Source organism: Aeribacillus sp. FSL K6-8394 (assembly GCF_038008865.1).
In the GTDB taxonomy this organism is placed as follows: Bacteria; Bacillota; Bacilli; order Bacillales; family Aeribacillaceae; genus Aeribacillus; species Aeribacillus composti.
The window spans coordinates 1,058,465-1,078,980 of record NZ_JBBPAA010000001.1; the positions used below are offsets into that span (position 1 = coordinate 1,058,465).

Annotated in this window: 12 protein-coding genes, 2 pseudogenes and 1 CRISPR repeat array (1 of these 15 cut by a window edge); of the genes and pseudogenes, 2 read left to right on the top strand and 12 right to left on the bottom strand. The window is 37.6% G+C overall.

The window, feature by feature from the left end:
• Nucleotides 1-263: 263 nt before the first annotated feature.
• From NSR00_RS04880 to NSR00_RS04890, 3 genes and pseudogenes are all read right to left on the bottom strand, one after another.
• Nucleotides 264-602 (bottom strand): HepT-like ribonuclease domain-containing protein, encoded by a 339-nt coding sequence (locus NSR00_RS04880; RefSeq protein ID WP_063388704.1) that lies wholly within the window; start codon nucleotides 600-602, stop codon nucleotides 264-266.
• A pseudogene (locus NSR00_RS04885) lies at nucleotides 586-726 on the bottom strand (nucleotidyltransferase); the annotation flags it as partial. The pseudogene NSR00_RS04885 and the gene NSR00_RS04880, both read right to left, overlap by 17 nt.
• Before the next feature lie 73 nt (nucleotides 727-799).
• Nucleotides 800-1,674, bottom strand: a pseudogene (locus NSR00_RS04890) (IS982 family transposase).
• Nucleotides 1,675-1,883: 209 nt separating this feature from the next.
• Between NSR00_RS04890 and NSR00_RS04895 the strand changes: the two are divergent.
• Nucleotides 1,884-2,174: a helix-turn-helix domain-containing protein gene (locus tag NSR00_RS04895; protein ID WP_340787377.1), complete on the top strand. Its 291-nt coding sequence runs from the start codon at nucleotides 1,884-1,886 to the stop codon at nucleotides 2,172-2,174.
• A 169-nt stretch (nucleotides 2,175-2,343) separates the two neighbouring features.
• Nucleotides 2,344-2,658 carry a transposase gene (locus NSR00_RS04900; protein WP_117017557.1) on the top strand — a complete coding sequence of 105 codons (315 nt, stop codon included), beginning with the start codon at nucleotides 2,344-2,346 and terminating at the stop codon, nucleotides 2,656-2,658.
• Nucleotides 2,659-3,236: 578 nt separating this feature from the next.
• Here the strand turns inward: NSR00_RS04900 and NSR00_RS04905 are convergent.
• The 9 genes from NSR00_RS04905 to NSR00_RS04945 all read right to left on the bottom strand — a co-directional run bounded on the left by NSR00_RS04905 (nucleotide 3,237) and on the right by NSR00_RS04945 (nucleotide 19,946).
• The gene (locus tag NSR00_RS04905) at nucleotides 3,237-6,203 is read right to left on the bottom strand and encodes a type III restriction-modification system endonuclease (RefSeq protein WP_340787380.1); all 2,967 of its coding nucleotides are present in this window, start codon (nucleotides 6,201-6,203) and stop codon (nucleotides 3,237-3,239) included.
• A gap of 3 nt (nucleotides 6,204-6,206) precedes the next feature.
• On the bottom strand, nucleotides 6,207-8,015 hold the full coding sequence (locus tag NSR00_RS04910; protein ID WP_340787382.1) for a site-specific DNA-methyltransferase: 1,809 nt from the start codon (nucleotides 8,013-8,015) through the stop codon (nucleotides 6,207-6,209).
• 13 nt (nucleotides 8,016-8,028) lie between these two features.
• The gene (locus NSR00_RS04915) at nucleotides 8,029-8,802 is read right to left on the bottom strand and encodes a DUF4391 domain-containing protein (RefSeq protein WP_339230622.1); all 774 of its coding nucleotides are present in this window, start codon (nucleotides 8,800-8,802) and stop codon (nucleotides 8,029-8,031) included.
• A 5-nt stretch (nucleotides 8,803-8,807) separates the two neighbouring features.
• On the bottom strand, nucleotides 8,808-12,047 hold the full coding sequence (locus NSR00_RS04920; RefSeq protein ID WP_340787385.1) for a helicase-related protein: 3,240 nt from the start codon (nucleotides 12,045-12,047) through the stop codon (nucleotides 8,808-8,810).
• Nucleotides 12,048-12,511: 464 nt separating this feature from the next.
• A complete protein-coding gene (locus NSR00_RS04925; protein WP_340787387.1) occupies nucleotides 12,512-13,261 on the bottom strand; it encodes an HIRAN domain-containing protein in 750 nt (249 codons plus the stop codon).
• Nucleotides 13,262-13,558, bottom strand: coding sequence for a hypothetical protein (locus NSR00_RS04930; protein WP_327864081.1), 297 nt, complete (start codon nucleotides 13,556-13,558; stop codon nucleotides 13,262-13,264).
• Nucleotides 13,559-13,607: 49 nt separating this feature from the next.
• Nucleotides 13,608-14,102, bottom strand: coding sequence for a hypothetical protein (locus NSR00_RS04935; protein ID WP_232515552.1), 495 nt, complete (start codon nucleotides 14,100-14,102; stop codon nucleotides 13,608-13,610).
• 299 nt (nucleotides 14,103-14,401) lie between these two features.
• Nucleotides 14,402-16,897 (bottom strand): restriction endonuclease-like protein, encoded by a 2,496-nt coding sequence (locus NSR00_RS04940; RefSeq protein ID WP_340787391.1) that lies wholly within the window; start codon nucleotides 16,895-16,897, stop codon nucleotides 14,402-14,404.
• On the bottom strand, nucleotides 16,866-19,946 hold the full coding sequence (locus NSR00_RS04945; RefSeq protein ID WP_340787393.1) for an McrB family protein: 3,081 nt from the start codon (nucleotides 19,944-19,946) through the stop codon (nucleotides 16,866-16,868). The genes NSR00_RS04940 and NSR00_RS04945 overlap by 32 nt, the downstream gene beginning before the upstream one ends.
• A gap of 271 nt (nucleotides 19,947-20,217) precedes the next feature.
• Nucleotides 20,218-20,516: a CRISPR direct-repeat array (repeat unit 30 nt); it runs 264 nt beyond the window's last position.

Consider the following 20,516-nt stretch of genomic DNA (forward strand, 5'->3'; position numbering starts at 1 on the left):
CACTTACACAAGATTACGATTAAATTAGCAGAACCCACCTCGACTCTTAACAATGTGTACCAAGGTGGGGCTTTTTCATTTATTTATGGGGGTTAGAAAATACAGCAAATGTTAAACGTCCAACTACATTTGATGAGCAACTAGAGATTTTAAGAGAACGCCGGTTGAAAATAGATAGTATGGATTTTTAACGACAGTAAATTATTATCGATTATCATCTTCTATGCTAACTCAAAAAGATTTGGTCTTTAAAAATATCCACTCTAATTTTCAATTAGTAACTGCTCAACATGTAGTTTTAACTTAGGAATCTTATTCTGAACAACATCCCAGACAATTCGATAATTAATGGAGAAATAGCCGTGAATCATCATATCTCTCATGCCAGCCATCTTTCTCCATTCAATATGCGGGTGTGTTTCTCGGATTTCATTTGGAATGTTTTTCGTTGCTTCGACAATCACTAATATATTTTTAATTACCGCGTCCGATACTAAGTCTTTGTTTAGAAAATCATCATAAGATAAGCCCTTAGTATATTTCTCAATTTTTTCTGCAGCAGCGAGAATATCTTGTAAAAAGACTTTAGGCTCTCTCTGCATACTTAGCACTCCTTAAAATACTCGTCTTTAATGCTGGTTTGATATCATCTAAAATGACTAAATCTACCGGCTTTTGAAAATGATCTTCCAGATTGAATTTTAACTCCATATAATTAGAGTTCGTTTAAATACTTTTCGTGCCCTTACGCGTAATTGTTTACAAATAATCCATACCAATCTGTGGTTCTAGTTGAACTTTAACGCTCAACTAGCCTAAGAATCACGAGTGAATAAGCGAGTAAAATGCCATCCAAAGCTGATTCAAATCCAGAAACAGAGTTGGCTCGAATCTCTGTGATCCGGTAATGATCAATGAGAACTGAAAACACGGTTTCAATGATTTTGCGCTTTCGTTCCATCCATCGTTTCCATGCTTTCGATTGATTGATTTTCTGGTTTTTCCGAACGGGCGTCAAAAAAGTGATCTAGTATTCCTCATACAGCTTCTTTTGCAAGTCTTGGCTCACATATCCTTTGTCACCAAGTGTACACGTATGAGGAAGTTGGGCCATCACGGTTTCCGCAGCTGTCCGGTCGTGGCAGGATGCTTTGGTAACATATCCCATCGGAAGCGCTTGGTCGGTGATCTGAAGATAAAGCTTAAACCCATAGAAAGCCATCTTTTTGGATGCACAATACCCAATATCGGCGATTCCTTGAAACCGTTTGACGCGATACATTCGTGCATGGTAGCAGAGTTCAATGGGGAAGCTATCCACTACCGCATAAGCGTGATGTTGCCCACACTTGACTAGTTGATGTCGTATCCATTTGATTGCGAAGCCAAGATCTCGACAACACGGTTATATCGAGAAAGTTTTGGAAACCACTCTTTCGAAAATAAGTTTACGATCACAAATCGGTGCCAAGCCCATTCGGAAGTAAAGCCCAACAACTTTCCAATGACATGGACAGCGATGATGACCTCGTCTTCCTGTTTCAACAAATAACGGTTTCGGCATTGAAGATAAACTTGGATACTCGATAGTTGAGCCAATACAAAAAACAAAATCACTGCATATCGTTTTTGAAGTTTAGCTCGATCTGTTGTAAAATGAAAGCGTTCTTGCATGTAAACTCTCCTTTTGATGTTTAGTCGCACTTTCATTTTACAAACGACTATGGTTGGACCATCGAACGTCTTCAAGAATAGGAACCAGAGTGAAAAGTGCGAACATGGCGAAACGAATTGCGGTGATTCGTCTCATTATGCAAGGCTACTTGGGATCCAAGTCACTGAGCTTTTCGTGAAACCGTGTTCAAAAGTTTAATCGAGTTGGCATGGATGCGCTATTTGAACGCCATTATGCTCCCGGTAGAAAGCCGTATGTGTCTCCAGACGAAGAACGTGAATTGAGAAAAATCTTGGAAGAAAGCACCCCTGCCGATGAAGGATACGGCATCGAAACCAGCTGGAATACACAAATCATTCAACATGTGTTAGAAGAGAAATTTTCTGTCACCATGTCTTGCGGTGGGATTTGTGATATGCTCCATCGATGGGGATTTCGCTATACACGCCCTATGCGAATCCTCAAAAACAAAAAGAGTTTCAACAAGAAATCGAACTGATAAAAAAACTTGTCCGACAACACAGTCATAATCTATGAAGATGAAAGTCATATTCGCGATTACCAAGCTCTTCGTACCACATGGAATGTCAAAGGACGTCAAAAACAAATCCCTACATATGGACACCACGCGATGGTTAGCTTATTAGGCGGTCAGTGAATTTCTCTGTATAGAAACGGCCCAATGTCATGCACAGGCTTTTCTGCAGTTTCTCCAATACACATTGGACCAGTATCCAGATAAACATGTCGTGATGGTCTTGTATAACGCAAACATTCATCATGCTAAAGTTCTTCAGCCTTTTTTACAGGAGCACGGAGAACAATTAACTTTTGTATTCTTACCCCCGTATTCACCGAATTTAAACTTCGTTGAACGAATTTGGGGCTGGCTGAAAGAAAGTGTCATTGCCAATCGATTTCATCCCAATCGAAAAGAGTTGCGAGAATCGATTGTTTCGTTTTTGGAGTACCTCTCCACGTGAACGAATTCTTCTATTTGTGCCATCTTCTGCTCCACCCTCTTGAAGTCCCCCGTGGGATTCACCACTTCCTCCTTCAAGTAAGTCCTATCGGATTGTCTGCTTCCACACAGAAGGTGAACGCCTAGCGATTCGTTCTCCTTAATTGTTCAGTCCTTCTTCTTCCATCTCGAGCTTGAAAGAGTACTATGACTTCTGCTGACTTCTGACTGTTCAGCTATCTATCACTAGATAGGTTACCAAGGTTACTTGGCGTGCCAGCCAGACCTCCCCGGGTAAGAGTGTAATCTTTCCTTCCATCCATCTGCTTCATTTACTCTGTATCACCTTCGGCAGAAAGGGCTTTGTTTTGTTGTGCAAACTCACCCAGTGATACCTAGCCTCATATGAAGTTCGTGTTCCGAGAGACCTTAAAGTTTGCCGCTCGCTTCCTTCAGATTCCGCGTCGCCACGGACACCCTTGCGTTAAGCTAACTGCTACTTCTGCCTTCGCAGCTCGGGACTTTCACCCTATAGATTACACCCATGCCGGGCGCACACAAAAAACAGAAGCCAATACGGCTTCTGTCGTAATGAAAGAATTAACGGCTAACAGCCCTCATCATAAACGCATCAACTTCATTCTCCGGCCCAACAAATTCAATATCCGTGCCGATCGCTTCAAAGTGCTTGCGGGCAAACTCGATTTTTGCCGATTCGCCCGGGCGCAAATCTCCTTCCCATTCTTGTCCTTTTGTCTCTAGAACGAAGTACAGCTTTTCTTCCCCGTCTTTCTCAATGACTAGCGCCCAGTCAGGATTGTAGGAGCCAATCGGCGTGTCAATTTTAAACCAGCTTGGCAGCTTCACATATACTTTTACTTTTTCGTCGTTTTCAAAGCGTTTGGCAAACCGTTCTTCCACATCCGAATCATAGACGATATGGTCAAACAGCGACTTTTCACTCGGAATCGCATTGTCGTTTAAATAGGCAAGCAATTCCTCGTTTTGGAACAATTCGACCGCATAATACGCATCGTCACCGATTTTATAATATTTCACACCGTCTTTTAACAGTTGCTTCATTTCGCGCTGGATGATCTTTGTCGCTTCTTCGATAAACTTTTGCGGATTGTTTTTGAAATCGTCAAGCCGCTTGCAGCCGGTTAAGATGCGGACGATCGTCTTACGCGTTAAATTCGTGCGGTTTTGCAGCTCGGTAATGACGTCTGGAAGCGTATGGTGCAAGCTGACGTAATCTTCGACGCTTTCGCTTACCGTTTGTGCCTGTACTCCTGTCACGCGGTCGATTTCCACTTTTCCCTTGCGGCTTAAAATTCGAATTTTCTCTATACGCGGCATCGTTTGAATGCTTTCGATGCACGTTTGAATCAATTGTTCGCTGTCGAAATCGACGGAATAAACCGTTTTATACTTGATTTTGTCCCATAACTGTCTGAATTCTTCCTGATTGAATACGGACATATTTAATTTCACTTTTTTCTTTTTGGTTGCGTCTTTGATCGGCAATGCTTGCAAGTGGCGTTTTATTTCTTTTACGATCACCGAAATACATGGCTGAAACTCCGCCCTTAAGCGCAAGTCATAGTTTTCTATCGCTTCCTTCAATTGTGAGGTGACCATGCTATGCTTGTCGATATAACCGTTTCGCTTTAATTCTTCATATAATTTTACCGATAAGTCGTAACCCATTTGCACCGGCTCTTCAGTCTTCTCGTCGACATAGACGAGCTTGGCAAATATATGTTTTTCGATTTTGCCAAATTTGACGCCCGTATCTTCTTCGATTTCTTTTTGCAGTGTCGAGACAAATTCTTTGTACGATTCGTTCGCCATAACCGTTAACGTGTTGACGTTATAGTCTTGGACACGTTCCCCGTTTTGGTTTACCGCTAAACGTAAGCCGCGGCCGATCTCCTGCCGTCTTGATACATATGTCCCTGCTGAATCTTTTAATGTACAGATTTGAAACACGTTCGGGTTGTCCCAGCCTTCGCGAAGTGCAGAGTGTGAGAAAATAAAGCGAAGCGGCTCGTCCAAGCTTAATAAGCGCTCTTTATCTTTCATAATTAAATTATATACATCCGTATCCGCTTCTGTGCTCTTACCTTCTCGTGAATCTTTCAGCTTTCCTTTTTTATCTTGCGCAAAATATCCGTTATGAACTTTCTCTACATCCATATCAACATCGATGTCATTAAATAATGTACGATATTTTGGCTTCTGAATTAATTTCTTGTATTCTTCTTCAAACATGATGGCATATTTTCCTTTAATCGGATTACCATCTTTATCATAATCACGATAGTTGGCCACCTTATCAATAAAGAAAAGACTTAACACTTTAATGCCCCGCGGTCTTAGACGCTGTTCTTTATCTAGATGCTCCTCAATCGTTTTGCGGATTTGATATCGTTTAATCGTATCGTCATCTATGTCGCCAATGGCATCGCCCACCCGTAAATAATGACCGTTTACTTCAATGGACTCATTTCCTTCTGTCCAATCAATTTGTTCCACCATATAGCCGCGGTACAATTCCCGTTCTCCAGAAATATCGTATAAATCGTCCCCATACTTCACTGTTTTCGTTGTTCGTTTCACTTTGCCGCGCGTTTCAACATCAAGTTCAATTTTTGCTTTTCCTTCTTTTACTTCTACTAATTTTATATAAGGGACATTAAATGATTCTTCAGAACGGACGGACATTACTTCAATTTTCTTTACGAGTTTTTGATTATAGGCATCCACTGCATCAAGACGGTACACCATGTTGTATTTATCGACATGGGTAGCCGAATAACGCAACGTACATAACGGATTGAGTGATGCGATCGCCTCTTTGGACTTCGGTGTCGTATCGACACTTTGTGGCTCATCGATGATGACAATTGGATTCGTTTGTTGAATAAATTCAATTGGCCGATAACCGTTTAGTCGGTCGTTCGTCCGGTGAATAACGTTTGCTTTATCTTCTTTTTTCGGGTCTTCAAAACTTTTACGGAAGGCATCGATATTAATAATCATCACTTGAATCGTTGTTGCCGTCGCAAAGTTACGTACTTTATCGAGCTTTTGCGAATCATAAATGAAGTACTCTAACGGCGTACGGTTGTACAACTCGTCAAAATGCTCTTTCGTAATTTGCAATGACTTATACACACCTTCGCGAATCGCCACAGATGGCACGACAATGACAAACTTTGTAAAACCGTAATGTTTATTTAATTCGTAAATCGTCCGTAAATAAACATACGTTTTCCCAGTCCCCGTCTCCATTTCGACCGTAAAATTCATCCCATCGAGCGTTTCGCTGCGCGGCAAACCGTTCTTCATTTGGATGGATTGGACATTTTTTAAAATTTCTTGAGGCGTAAGGTCTAAACGGTTTCCTACGCCTAAAGCTGTTTGAATCATCCCTGCTTCTTCTTGCGTACCATAATATACAGTAAAGTTGGACTGTTTCATTTGTTGGCCTTTAAAAATTTGCACAACGGAATCAATCGCCTGCTTTTGGTAGTCTAAGTCAGAAATAAACTTTAACTTCATGGCTTATACACTCCTAACGTCCGTGATTCCGTTCTTTTTCAATGTTTGAATCGCATTTGTTTTCACGGAATCATTGATGAAACCAGACTCTTTGAAAATAACTTTTGGTGTCATGTGCTCTGACTGATGTTTCATCATCTCATTAACAATGTCTAAATCAATCTCATCTTCTAGACATAATAAAACGGAACCAAATCCGACGTTGTAAATCGTTTTCCCGTTATAGTCAATCTCTTCGATTGGCGTTGTCAGCGGCAAACCGATTTTCAGTAAAATCTCATACAACAAGTCTTCTTTTGTACGGTCTTGTTTTATGTTATCCTGCAAATCGAAAAGGGTTTGCTCCAAGTTGTCGAAATCAGGATCCCATGTTTTCACGTTCGAAGAATCGAGCTTAAACACTTTAAAGCCGATATCTAAATTTGTTTTCCCTGTTTCTTGAACGATTTTTTCACCAGCGCGGCGGATGCGTTCTTTTCCGATTTCGCAAATATTTTTATAACCGGCTTTATATGCTTCGTCATTTTCTTTGAGTATTTCCGGCAACTGAACCAATATAAATTTATTTTTTCTACTTGTTGATTTTGCATTCGACAATATTACTGAATGGGCAGTAGTGGCTGAACCACTAAAAAAATCTAAAATAATATCATTATCATCAGTTAAAAATTCAATAAAATATTTAATTAATTCAACAGGTTTTGGATTTGAGAACACATGGCGGTTAAAAAGATTGAAAACTTCCTCTGCTCCAGTACTAGTGTTTCCTTTATCATCCAAAATGCTTCTAGGCTTTTTTCCTTTTGGTAATCTTTGTTTAAATTGAACCGACCAACCATTTTCAGTTTTAACAAATCGTATTTCTCCCTCTTCTAAATCTTTATAAAATCTATCTTGCGATCTTAACCAACTAATCTTATTTCCATATTCATCATATTCCAATACTGTTCCATCTGGACAAGTAATTGGATAATATTGCTTTCCTGATTTTCTTTTAAATGTATCCCAATAAAACTTTCCTTTTTCATCTTCTTCTTTGTATCGTTTTAAATATTCTTCAGAATATGCTTCAAAGAAGGGAGGGAGCACATTTAGATTTTTTGCAAATATGACAATATACTCATGCTCAACTGCGATAAACTTTGAATCGTTTCCTCCCCCCTTTTTATTTTGCCAAACAAAATCGCAAATATGATTTTCTTCTCCAAAAATTTCTTCACACAATTTTTTCAGATTAGTAATCTCTGAATCGTTAATACTTATTAGTATAACTCCATCCTCTCTCAACAAATTCCTTGCCAACTTTAACCGCGGATACATCATATTCAGCCAATCGGTATGAAATCTCCCACTCGTTTCTGTGTTCGCCTTTGTCGTCTGCTGCGTAATTTCTTTGTAATTTTTGATATTGTCACGGAAATCATCCTTATACACAAAATCTTTCCCCGTATTATACGGAGGGTCGATATAGATCATTTTAATCTTGCCGAAATACGCTTTTTGCAACAGCTTTAGTACTTCGAGGTTGTCTCCTTCAATATAAAGGTTTTCCGTTGTATCCCAGTTTTTGCTTGACTCTTTGTCGAGTCTCAATGTTCCTGTCGACGGCGTTTGTGCCAGTTTCATCGCTTGCGTTTTGCCGTGCCAGGTGAATTCATATCGTTCGTTGCGTTTTTCAATTTCTTCTCCAAGCACAAGTTTTAATTTTTCAAAGTCGATTTTTCCTTCGGTAACGACTTCCGGGAATAACTGCTTTAACGCTTCAATATTTGTTTTCACTAAATCCATCGATTTTCCGTCTAGTTTTTCCATGATGGTTCTCCTTTCATTGCAATTGTTGTTTCAACTGTTCCATTTGTTTTGTTAGCTGTTGAATTTTAATATTCATCTCTACTTTTCGATTAAACTGCGTTTCTTTTTTCATTTTATTTTTCCATTTCGTTATTTCCGCTTCGTATGCTTGGATTTGCGCAATGAGCTGCTGTTGTTTGGCATATTGCTTTTCATCTTTAATAAGATAAAACGTCCCCGTAATACCGGCTTGCTGTAATGCTTGCACCGCTAAGTCAAATTCTTTGTAGTACTCAAAAAAGTTATAGAACGAGATGCTCGTAATATGAACGGCACGCAAAAACTTCTCAACCGTTTCATCATGAGCATGTAAATCAATCCAAGGGGTGTAATGAAAATGTTCTAGTACGACTTGAGATGAATCGACTTTATTTAATCGTTTTAGGCATGTACTGACTTGGATTCGCTCTTGTTTCTCAAAAACAATCACCACGGGATTCGGAAGCGCCCCTTGGATGATTTCACCGATGACCAGCAGATGATTGTCTTTCGCTTCCTCCCTCAGTTGAATCGTGATAAACATAACCCCTTCATAATGGTAGTTTTCATTAATAAATGGCTGGATATTGATAGTGTTCGAGGTTAATAAATAACTTAATTCAATCCGTTCAATATATTTCGTAATGTAGTCTTTTTCTTTTTTGTTTAAGTCGGCGAAGTCGTAGAACATCTTTTTATCTAATTTTTTATGGAGCGGGCGGACTTTATCATCAAGTCCAATCATACGGTAAAACGTTAATCCAGCCATCGTTCTCACCCTTTTATAATGAGATAAGAAATGATTTCAAAATCCTGCAGGCTTGTATTCGCATTTGTGACGAGACTGTCTAAATTCCCTAGACTAAAAATGTTAAGCGTCAATTGTTGGTCGATCTTCCCGACAATATCTTCCACTGCTTTTTCCAACAGCATTTTGTACTGTCCCATCTCTTTGCCGTTCTTTGTTTCTTCATAAAACGCCGCATATAATTGTGCTTCGACTTCCTTTTGCCCATTGCATAGCGAGCGATAAATATCAAGAATTTTTTTGATGTGAACATGGTTATAAAGTACATGCCCATCCTCTTTTATATACACCAAATAATATGGATGGAGCGCATTTTGTTCATTAGAAGCTGTAAAGTTGTTAATTTGTTTTAGGCAAAAAATAACTCCAGGTTGAATTTCCGCACTCAGTTTTTCATTTTTATTCGTTGTGATACTGAATAAACCTAATGGAGCCTTCTCGATTACATCTTTATTGTTCTTCATGAAATTTAATAAATCCATTCGGAAATCATCCATCGTGAAATCCGTTAACGAAATATTTCCCGAAATATCCTCTAAATCAATCACTTCATTTTGCAATTTTTCTAATTGTTTTCTGCGATATTCTAAATCTTTCATTTCGTTGCTGTTGTCAGCGATGACGTTTTCTTCCCCAGTAGAAGAAATATCAAGGATGGTCATTCGGTCTTTCACCCTGCCGACTAGATTAATATATTCGTCTAACTCCATCGACGGCCAAAAGTTCACTAACTGAATGCGTTCATTTTTGCTTCCAAGCCGGTCAATGCGGCCAAATCGTTGAATAATGCGCACCGGATTCCAGTGAATATCATAATTGACGAGATAATCGCAATCTTGCAAGTTTTGTCCTTCGGAAATACAGTCGGTTGCGATGAGAATATCAATTTCTTCCGTCATAACCGGCATGACTTTTGCTCTTTCTTTGGAAATAGGTGAAAAGTGCGTTAAAATGCTGTTGAAGTCAGCTTTCGGTACGATAAATGTTGTTCTTGGCCGATCTTTACCTGTAACAACCGCACAATGAAGCCCAAATTGTTTAGAAACCCATCGATGTAAATTTTCGTATAAATATTTTGCTGTATCGGCAAATGCAGTAAAAATGAGTAGTTTTTTGTTTTGTCCATTGATTGGATGTTCGATTTTCGTTTGAATAACTTTTTTAAGGGCTAATAGTTTTTGATCGCGATTTGGATTGATTCGTTTTGCATGTTGCAATAACTTCAGCAAAATTTCCCGATCATATAACAAATCTTGTTTCCAACGAATGAGATCTATATCACGAAGCAAAATTTTTACTTTTGCACCAATGAAGGCATCTTCCAATTCTGAATCTTCTGTATCCATGTCATCGAACTCGCCGATGCTGTCACTTGTTGAATAATGGTTAATTTTGGAAATACAAGAGTCAATTTGAGCAATAATGCTTTCTAACGTTAACGAAAAAGAATAAACGCTGCTTTCAAGCCGTTTTAATAAATTTGTTTTCATTAAATAGACGAGGTTGTTTTCTCGGTCCGTTTGTTTAAATACGCGCCCATTAGCCACTTTCGTATCGTACTTTTCGTGATAAAACGCCTGCATATGAGGCAAAATATACTTCATTGGTGAATAAAGAGCAAAGCGCAAGCGCAAAATATCATTATTAATTACGGAAAGTGGGGGAAATTCATTTTCCACATCAATCTTTTCTTTCATATTAATTGGCTTTAGGCGTTGTGGAAATTTTCCAATATCCTTAACATTGTAATATTTTTCAATATGACGACGGGAACGGGCAATCGTCAACGAATCAAGCAACGTAAAATAATCCCAGCTTAACATGTCCAATAACCGCTCCGTTGTCCGCTCTTCTTCCGACAAGTTGCTCCATTTGTTAAACTGTGACTGCGCCCGCCGAATCGTTTGGTTGATGCTTTTAATGTTTGCTGTTTCCGCTAACGCTTTGTCATTTCCTTCTGTAATAAAAGCAATTTGGTTTTTTAAATCATCCAGCTTGTTGTTCACTGGAGTAGCGGAAAGCATCAGCACTTTTGTTTTAACTCCAGCTTTTATAATGTCATTCATTAACCGGGCATAACGGGTGATATGGCTTTTCCTTGGATCGTTGTTGCGAAAATTATGCGACTCATCAATGACGACTAAATCATAATTTCCCCAATTCACATACTGCAAATTAATATCGCCACTATACCCGCTCTCCCTTGATAAATCGGTATGATTCAGCAAATCATAAGAAAAACGGTCTTCAGCTAATATATTCCGCTTATCATTGGAACGGTAAATCATCCAGTTTTCCCGTAATTTTTTCGGTGCAAGAACTAACACGCGGTGATTACGGAGTTCATAATATTTAATAACCGCTAGCGCTTCAAACGTTTTTCCTAAACCGACGCTATCAGCAATAATGCAGCCGCCGTAAGTTTCGATTTTGTTGATGGCACCAATCACACCATCGCGCTGAAAATCATAAAGTTTATTCCAAATCACCGTATTTTCAAACCCTGTTCTCGTTTGTAACGCCTCGTAATCTTTCGTATCTTGTAAAAAATCTTTGAAAAGATTGTAGAGTGTAACAAAGTAAATAAACTCCGGTGAATTTTCTTTATATAACACTTCTAAACGCCGTAATATTTGTTCTTTCACATCTTGTAATGCATATTCGTTGTGCCAAATAGCATCGAAATTGCGAAGGAGTTGTGTATTTGCTTCAATATCATCAACAATATTGTTAATGTATATATTTGAGGAGTTGCTGTAACCTAATCCCGGACTTGAGAATGGCGCACCGCCAATCAGACCGATTTGAGTTCCGTCTTTGTTTTCTAGATGATATAATCCGCCTTGGATCCGCTGATTAGTGACTGACTTGATTTGTGCTTTTTGTTTCAACCATTTTGCAAATTCTTTAGCGATATAGGCTTGGTTTAACTCTACTTTATATTTTCGTTCTTCTTCAACCCCATACAACAAAGCTTCTTTTTTTTCCATTTGTTCCTTTAATAAGTTGCCGCCTTGTACAAAAGCAGGCTCTGTGAAAATAAAGCGAAACTCCTCTAACTGAGAAAGCTCTTTCTTTAATTCGACAAAAGCATATAAAGTAAAATGTGCAGCAGCAACGGATAACTTACTGCCCTTTGTAATATATTCTTTTATGACATCTCCCACTAAACCCGTTTGTTTATTATCAATAATCCCTTTTGACATGTTTCAGTCTGAACTCCTTTATTAGAATGCCTATTCAACGTACTAAGACATAAAACCATATCGTTATTTCAGCATAATTACATTATACTAAAACAACAACGAAAAAATTTGACGAATTTTGCCGAAAACTTGTGTGAACGTGAATATACACATTGCACCAATAAATAAAAAAGCTGACTACAATGGTTCTCCTTTCTCCACCTTGTAGTCAGCTTTCTGTAAACGAGTAATTCAAAAACTTAACTTTACCCCCGAGCACACCCAGCACTAGCAACAAGAGAGTTGGTAAAAAAACTCAAGGTTCCGTTCGCCAATGCTCCAGTATAACATCTCGTCTATTACCCGCCGCATCCCGCTCCTTATTTGTTTTTCAAAAAACTCTTTTCCAGCAAACCGAGGGACAATAAAAAGCAATGTGCTTATTGTCAACGACATCGCAACCTAAAACTGAATTTACAAAATGGTTATATCATTTCTAACTGCAAATCATACACCATATTTAAGTTTCGTTCCTTTAATGGCGGAAGCAGTTTCCCACAAACGCTTATATTTACTTTCAATTGTGGGAGAGCTTTAAAATGAATGGAGTGAATTTTTGCTTCATAATCCCCATCGTTCTCCATAAGCTGAAACATAAATTCACTATAAAAGGCTGGAATATATCCTAACTTACGCCCTTGGCTTGTTAATACAATCACTGCTTTCGGATCTTGTTCATTCTCTGGCTCTAGTTGAAACTGTACCTTTTCTCCGATTTTTAGCTGTTTAAGGATTTGTTCCCCTTCATAATATCTCCAGCCAGCAATATAAAAATCAAAGTCAAAGTGATTTCCGTACACATAAATAGGTGCTACAAACTCATATGAATCAGTCGCAAGCCTGCCGCCGGTAGCTCGCAATAAATCCATTTCCGTATAATCACTTGACAAGCCGTGCGTCCGCAAAATTTCTGGGAAATCAGGGCGGCGACGATCAGGCAAACGTCGTTCGAAAGGCCCGAATAGCCTGTCAGAAACGTATATTTTATCGATATCGCGAAACGCTAAATGTGGCTGATATCCGTTTTCTAATGCGTCTAATAATCCCCTTCTTTTTCTGCTTTTTTCATAATAAAATACATATTTGCCTTCGTGATGTACTAAATTCCCAATATGATATCGCTGGCACATACGTTCGTTTTGCCAAATAAACCAAAGCACAAAAGGACGGGTCATTTATTTCACCTTCGTATGCCAATTTATTAGCCACTCTCTTCGATATTGTAATAATTTTAATACCCATTCTTTATAAACTTTACTCATTGCTTCTTCTGAAATTTCACTTAAAATGACAAGTATTTGCTTTTCATTTATTTGACTTATTCTTTCAACCATTTCTTTTGTTTTTTGTGGATATAATTGATAAATAAAATTTAATAACTCTCTATATTTTGGTTTCTTTTTGTCAGGCAACCCGATTAAAGAGTAGCTTCGGTTTGTAAAAGCTGTAAACATTCTTTGAACTTGAAACATTCTTAGGATACGCTCTTCCTGTAATTGATACCCTAATGATGCTCCGTTATCATATATAGGGCAAGCTGATAACCTGCTTGATAAACAATGATTCCCCAATTGTCGCAGGTCGATCTTGATTTGCAATTAGCGCATCGAATATGGGTATTTGAATAAAGTCTCTTTCAAGACTAAATTCGGATAATACTTTTATTATATTTGGAAAATCGTAATACTTTAAGCTGTATCTATCAAAATCTTCGGCAATGGTAAAAAATAAATCTCCGCCTTCATAAAATTCCTTATCATCATGGACAAAGTTTTCTGATAAAATGCCTAATATACCATTATAGACTGCTAAATCAGCTTTCATTGTTTTTAATCCCATTAGTTGTCCGATTTTCGAGGCAATAACTTCTGCCCAAGCTTCACCCGTATTCTCCTTAGGAATCTTAAATAAATACCGTTGTTTATCCAATGGGTTAATCAACCAAAACTTTTGTCTAGTTCCAGAAGCTTGCCTTTCTTCATCTTTTTCCCAATGACTAACATCGAACAAACTCATGAACATAATCCTCTTTCTTCAATTGAGCATTGATTAGAGAATCACTACATCAATCAAGACCACTGAAAGATTTGTCATATTGATTATCTATATTATAGCATATATGTTCTTTATTTTACTGTGCAAATATAATCATATCCTTTGTTATCCCTAAACAACGAAAAATTCCGATTTTTTTAACTTTTTTCGCTTTTCGCTTCAATATCCTGTTCATCTGTAATCGAAAGTGACATATCCGGGTAGTCCTAACCATTTTTGCTCAATAATCCATCTGAAAACACATTTTTCCCTCTATCATCTCATCCCATCACCTTCAATATCTCCTTAAACACAAACGCCGGCTGTTTTCTTAACTCATCGATTGGCAACGTTTTTCTTAAGTTCCCTTTCGTAATCACAAGCTGCCGGCCATCGAGTTGAATGGTGATATCTTTGATGCGATACGCTTCGATTTTCAATGCTTTGTCGAGATAACGGGCGTCAAGGTCGAAGCGGATGCGGTTGGATAGTCTGCGCAACATGCGCCATAATGTGACTTCTTCTTTTGATTTCATGAAAAGTTCTGGCAATTCTTTCGCATCTTTTAAGGTATTTAAGGTTGTCATCGTGTAGACAGAAATTCCATAGCCAACAGGTTTAATAATTTCTTTGAGAAAATGCCAGCTTTCGATTTCGAATTTGACATATTCTTCTGCACTGTTTTTCGGTAATTCGGTGATTTCATATCTTTTCACAAATTGGACGTCGGTTATTTTTCCGTAGCACGTCACACCGTTTGTCGGTGCAGCTCCTTTTTTCGGATAAAGGGCAACATATTTAGCTTCTTGCCAGCCTTTATTAAGACGTTTGACAGGGACGTGGTAAAATCGATGCTGAAGATGCGCCCGATAGTTTTCTTCTCTTGGGACCATACCGACAAGGACCTTTTCCTCAAGAGAAGATTGCCATTCCTCGATCGTTCCTCTTGGGAGGATTCCTTCCTTTTGTAATTCTTCAGGATTTTTTTCAATTAGTCGTTCGATCAGTTGTTCTACTAAGCGTGTGGCATTTGGTAAAAACGGCAAGCCGCCGATATTGACTTCATTGATGCTTTTATAAAGCTTGTGTTCTTGATAGCTGTCTTCATCCCACCAAGGAAATAAAACGTAAGCGCCAAAAGCGGTTCGTTCGTATGGTCCTTGGTGGCGGACAACTAGTGAATCTCGATAACGGTGCATTGTATTTATATCTTCTTCTGTTGGTCCTGGAAGCTGATAGTTTCGATGATAGCTGCTCCCTTCCATAGCAAAATCGATGCGGTATTTTGCATCAAATATATAATTGTATGTGTAATCTTTTCCCTTCTTTTCGATCAATAGCATTGTATCCGGGATTTGCGGGATGGTTGGTAATTTCCCTTCGTATTTTTGATACGTTAAAATAATTTTTTCACCTGTGTACGGATGTTTATATATTCGTGTAGCTGAAGCATTTTTCTCCAGGTTGACAAATAAACCGTTTCGATTGACACGAATAATATCCTGACTCACTAACTTGTATTTTTTATCTAAGATTTGCCCTAATTTCAAAAACGTCCAATATTCGTAAAGGGTCGCGACATCTTTAACGGACATTTGATACAGTTTTCCATTTAGCGCAAGACCTCTTGTCACTAATAAATAAATTTGAAAGGCATCGCGATAGCCAGGAGCCATTTGCAATACAAGGCTCATGACAGAGCGATCGAGTATTCCGATCGTTTTCCAAAAATAACTGTTTACTTTCTTTTCCAACTCTCTTTTCATATTTGAAAGCTTTTCGATCAGATCCTGATCAGGTTCAAGCTCATAGCGCTTGTTTTTTGATTGTATTTTTTCTAGTAAATCCGCTAATTTATCGATTAATCGGTTCATCATCCATTTGACAAAACGATTTTCCAACGTATCAAACGTGAGATCTTTTTTGATTTTTAATCCGGAAACAGGCATGACGAGACGGTCATGGATCGCAATACCATTGGGCACATCTCGAAAAAGCTGCGGACGTTTGCGCAAATAATGTCGTCCTTTTTGATCAAGACGTCCTAATTGATCCCCTCTTGCTTTGACATGAGTTTTTACAAGCTGGTGGTGAGGCTGTTGTTCGATTCGTTTGATCGCTTGGATAAAAGAGTGAAAATGAACGTCCATTAAACGAAAAAATTCACTTCTAGATGGGGTTCCCTCCAGCTTTACTTTGGCCCGCTGATACGTTTTTTTGATAAAGTGAAAGGCGAGATTATAAATTTCATCGTTTACTTCTTGTAATAGTTTGAGATAATCTTCTTTGTAATTTAATTTCGTTGGAAAAATTTCAATTGTGACCTCTAACACGGTTTTGTTTTCATTTCTAATTTCAAAGGTTGATAGACCCACTTCATTTTGAAACTGGAGATTCCCCATTAACACATAAGATTTTCCGATCTTTACTTTGTCTACCGCTCTTCTTAAAGAAGGATGTTCATGATAAAAAGATAATTCTGTATCGACTTTCGGAGAGACGATGACTTGGTAAATTCCGTTTTCAAAAAAGATTGGCCGATGATACGACCAGTCGACTAATGTTTGTTGATCCACATCAAATACTTTTATCTCTTGAATGCCTTCCCCATCGACCGAAAATTCCATTTGTTCATGAACATCCATGTTTCGATATTGCTTCAAACCTTGATACCGCTCATGATAAGGCTTCCCTTTCATGATGAGTGTTAATAGTTCAGTTTCAATGTGGACTAGCTCTACATCCTCATGAGCTAATCCAGAAGGATGTAAAGCCATCGTCCGTTAACCTCCTTAACATTTCTAAAATTTTGTCTGCACTTTTCGGATATTTGGCATAGGAAAAATTGGCTGGATCTTCGTAATTCTCATGTAATTCAACACCTGTACAAAACGTATACAGCTGTTCTAAAGCACGTTGTACCCTCGTATCACTTCCAGAAATTCTAGGTAAGACTTTTTGAAGAAGACAGTGATCAAACGCTTTTTCATATGTCATCAAATTTCCTTCTTCAGCATAGGCAAGGTAAAAACAAATTTCGTCCCGCACACGGTAACCAACATGAGCCCCAAGTGGCTGCAAGTACTGATTCACTTGTACGAGCTCATTCGTTGCTTGCTCAACGATATGTGGATACTCCTGATAAACATCTTTTAGATGCAAATATTTCGCAGAAAAAGCTTGATCCTTTAATGTAATTGGATGAACGTCCTCGAGCCCTTTTAAAAATTCAAGATGCGATAAGTTCACGCGATTAAACTCAATCGTATTTGCCCGGTCTAACACCTTTTTACTAAATGGATGAGTAGTTTCGTCCATATTAACCGTCCCGATGATATAAACGTTTGATGGAAAGGTGACCTCTCTTCTCGCTACCTCTTTGGAAAGAAGGTTCGAGGACACAATTTTTCCATTCTCCCACCTTCTACTTTCCATTACACTTAAAACATCGCTAAAGTAATACTCGACTCGCGCTAAATTCATTTCATCTAACAAAACAAAATATGGATATTCTGGATTTTGTTCCGCCTCGAGCACTACTTTCGTAAGCGGACCTGGTCGAAACTCTCCTTTAATGTCTTCATACCCTAACAAATCTGACCCATCGTTCCAATCGGGTCGAACAGGGATTAACGTAAATCTTCCATTTTTTTCGGTGGCTCCCACACTTTCTGCTAACCATTGAACAATTTTCGTTTTCCCAGTGCCTGAAATCCCCGAAAGAATGACAAACGGCTTTGTTTTTAATGATAAAAATAGATTGATCACTTCTTCTTTTGTGTAGTAAAAGCCTTTACTAGAAATGTAGGAATGGATGTGGTGAGTGATTTGTTCGGATGTTAATGCTTTTTCTTCTTCTTGAATTGGAATGTTGATTATCTCTATGAGTTCTTTTGGGAAATGATTTTTAAATTTTCCTAAAAGTTTTCCTACAAATTCTTCTGATACTTCAAAAAAGTAGCCTTGTTTAACATTTCCGTTCCGATCAAATGGTCCGGTTTCATTCAAACGCCACTCTTCTGGAATCTCTTCTTTTTTAATAGGTGAGATTAAATCATAATATGTTAATCGAACAAGATTTCCTTCTTCTTCCCAATTTCCAGAGGATATTTCCTTAGGCTTTGGAAGCTCTTCTGCTTCTCTTTCAACAATTCCAACTGCTTTAATTTCTCCAGTCGAATAGGCAAATACTATATCCCCTACTTTTGCATAAACGAGATTTCGATGATGTGCAAAAATGGTCCCACTTTTTGTTTGTTTTGGCGCCCATAAATAACCGCCTTCTTTTTCCTCTTTATGTGTTTGACCTTGGTTCACCCACCAATATTTCAAACTTTTTCTCTCCTCATCTTGATTTATCCAATATAAATACCAATCCAATTCAATAAAATCAGCTGCATGTAAGGTTTCCTTCAAACGTGTGATATCTTTTTGGAAATCTTCTAATGTGTCTGTGGAATATCCTAGTTTTCTCAAGGCTCCAACAGATTGAGAATTATAGATTGCAAATTCATCTGGATGGAACACCATGACTAGACCTGTTGCAATATTCTCACCAAATCCCTTTATTTCTAGCAATTTATTAACCTTCTCCAAAGGTGTAAGATCGGTTCTATTTAATATTTCAATGGCGTTATTGATTAACTGTTCTTTTTCTTGATCGGTCAATTTTAATTGAGCACCATAGACTCTAGTTGCTGTGCTCCAGATAGAATTCCCACTATATATTAATTCCTTTTTTTCTAATTGTTCGTTTAATTTCTTTAACGTATCAAAATCCTTGTTATGTATTAAGTTAAATACGTTAACTTTCGAGTCATTTAAGACTGCATAACCGATATTCCAAACTTCCTCGTTAAATTGTTGTAAGGAAATTTTGTTTTTTCCATTTAATAGCTCTTTCAGTTGATTGGCACGGTACTTTCTTAGCTTAATAAAAAAGCTGTGAAAAATATTTTGTTTAAATTCATCAAAATTTAATAATTCGTTTTCAGGATTTTGTTGAATCAAGCTCCATTCATCATCTACCAATCCTACGGCATTTAACCAATTTAACAAATTGATCGTTCGCTCCTTAGCTACTGAATCAACCATAAGATTTTCTCCACGTGAGTTACGAACAATTAACTTTCCTAACTCAACAAGCATTGATTTTTTCTCGTTTTTATCAACATCACTTAATAGTTTTAGAACTTCCAATACGATTTGACTGTAAGGATGTTTTATAATTTGTTTCTTTATCACTTCAACTTTATTTTTTGCATTGATATATTCATAAAAAAGCGATTCATTTTTTTCATTTTCATCATTCAGGAAACGTAAAAGTCTTAAATCTTGTCTCCCTCTTGATTTAATTCGATATAAATTTTTATTGGTTTGTTCACTTAATCTTTTAGGATCATATACCCCGTTTATTACTTCTTCTAAAAAAGAAATCACCTTATGAAATTGTTCAGTTGGTAAATCTTCGGTAGTAAATTCTTTTAATTGAATGGCAACTGCATTCTCCTTGACTGTTTTCGTGACAAATGGAAGCTGATGAAAAAAGGCCATCAAAAAAGATGATCTTCCTTTTGTTTTAATAAAATCTTTTGAATTGGCGGTTCGTAGCTCTATAAATTCATTCCAGCCTGTTCTTATAAAGTCAAAGGAAATATATTCCCAAGGCTGATCCAGTCCTCCATTTTCAAACTTCTCTCTCGATTTTTCTGTTTCCACATACACCCCATTCGAATCTACTTTTGTTATCCAAATTGGTTCGTTAGAGCTTAATGTGTAAATACAATCTACCTGTTTTGCAAGTTCAATTAATAGTTTTTCTAGCATCTTTCCCACCACAAATCCAAATTTTTCTTTATTTATATTATCAAATTTTTTTGAAATAAAAAAACACATGCTAGAGTTGAAATGCATGTGTTGAAATGAAAAGGGAACAAATATAAGCAGTATACCCAAATTTGGTGTTTAGTCTACTTGACCTTAATTTTATTGTCCAGTTAAGTGTAGCCGATTCATTGGCTACTTTACAAAGTTTCAATTCCTCAAGTTAAGATAAAAACTATGCGCCGGAACTCCGTGATCACTATTACAAGAAGATGTTTCAATTCCTCTTAGTTAAGATAAAAACGATTAGAACCTGACTAGTCATGCTACCACCCTTCTTTGTTTCAATTCCTCTTAGTTAAGATAAAAACGAAGTATTAGAAAAAGATGTTGCTTTTTTATTTGGACAGTTTCAATTCCTCTTAGTTAAGATAAAAACATTTTGCGAGGATACATGATGATATCTTCTTCTTTGTTTCAATTCCTCTTAGTTAAGATAAAAACTGCGGAAACGACGACAAACAGACGAAGGAGGGGCGAGTTTCAATTCCTCTTAGTTAAGATAAAAACGGT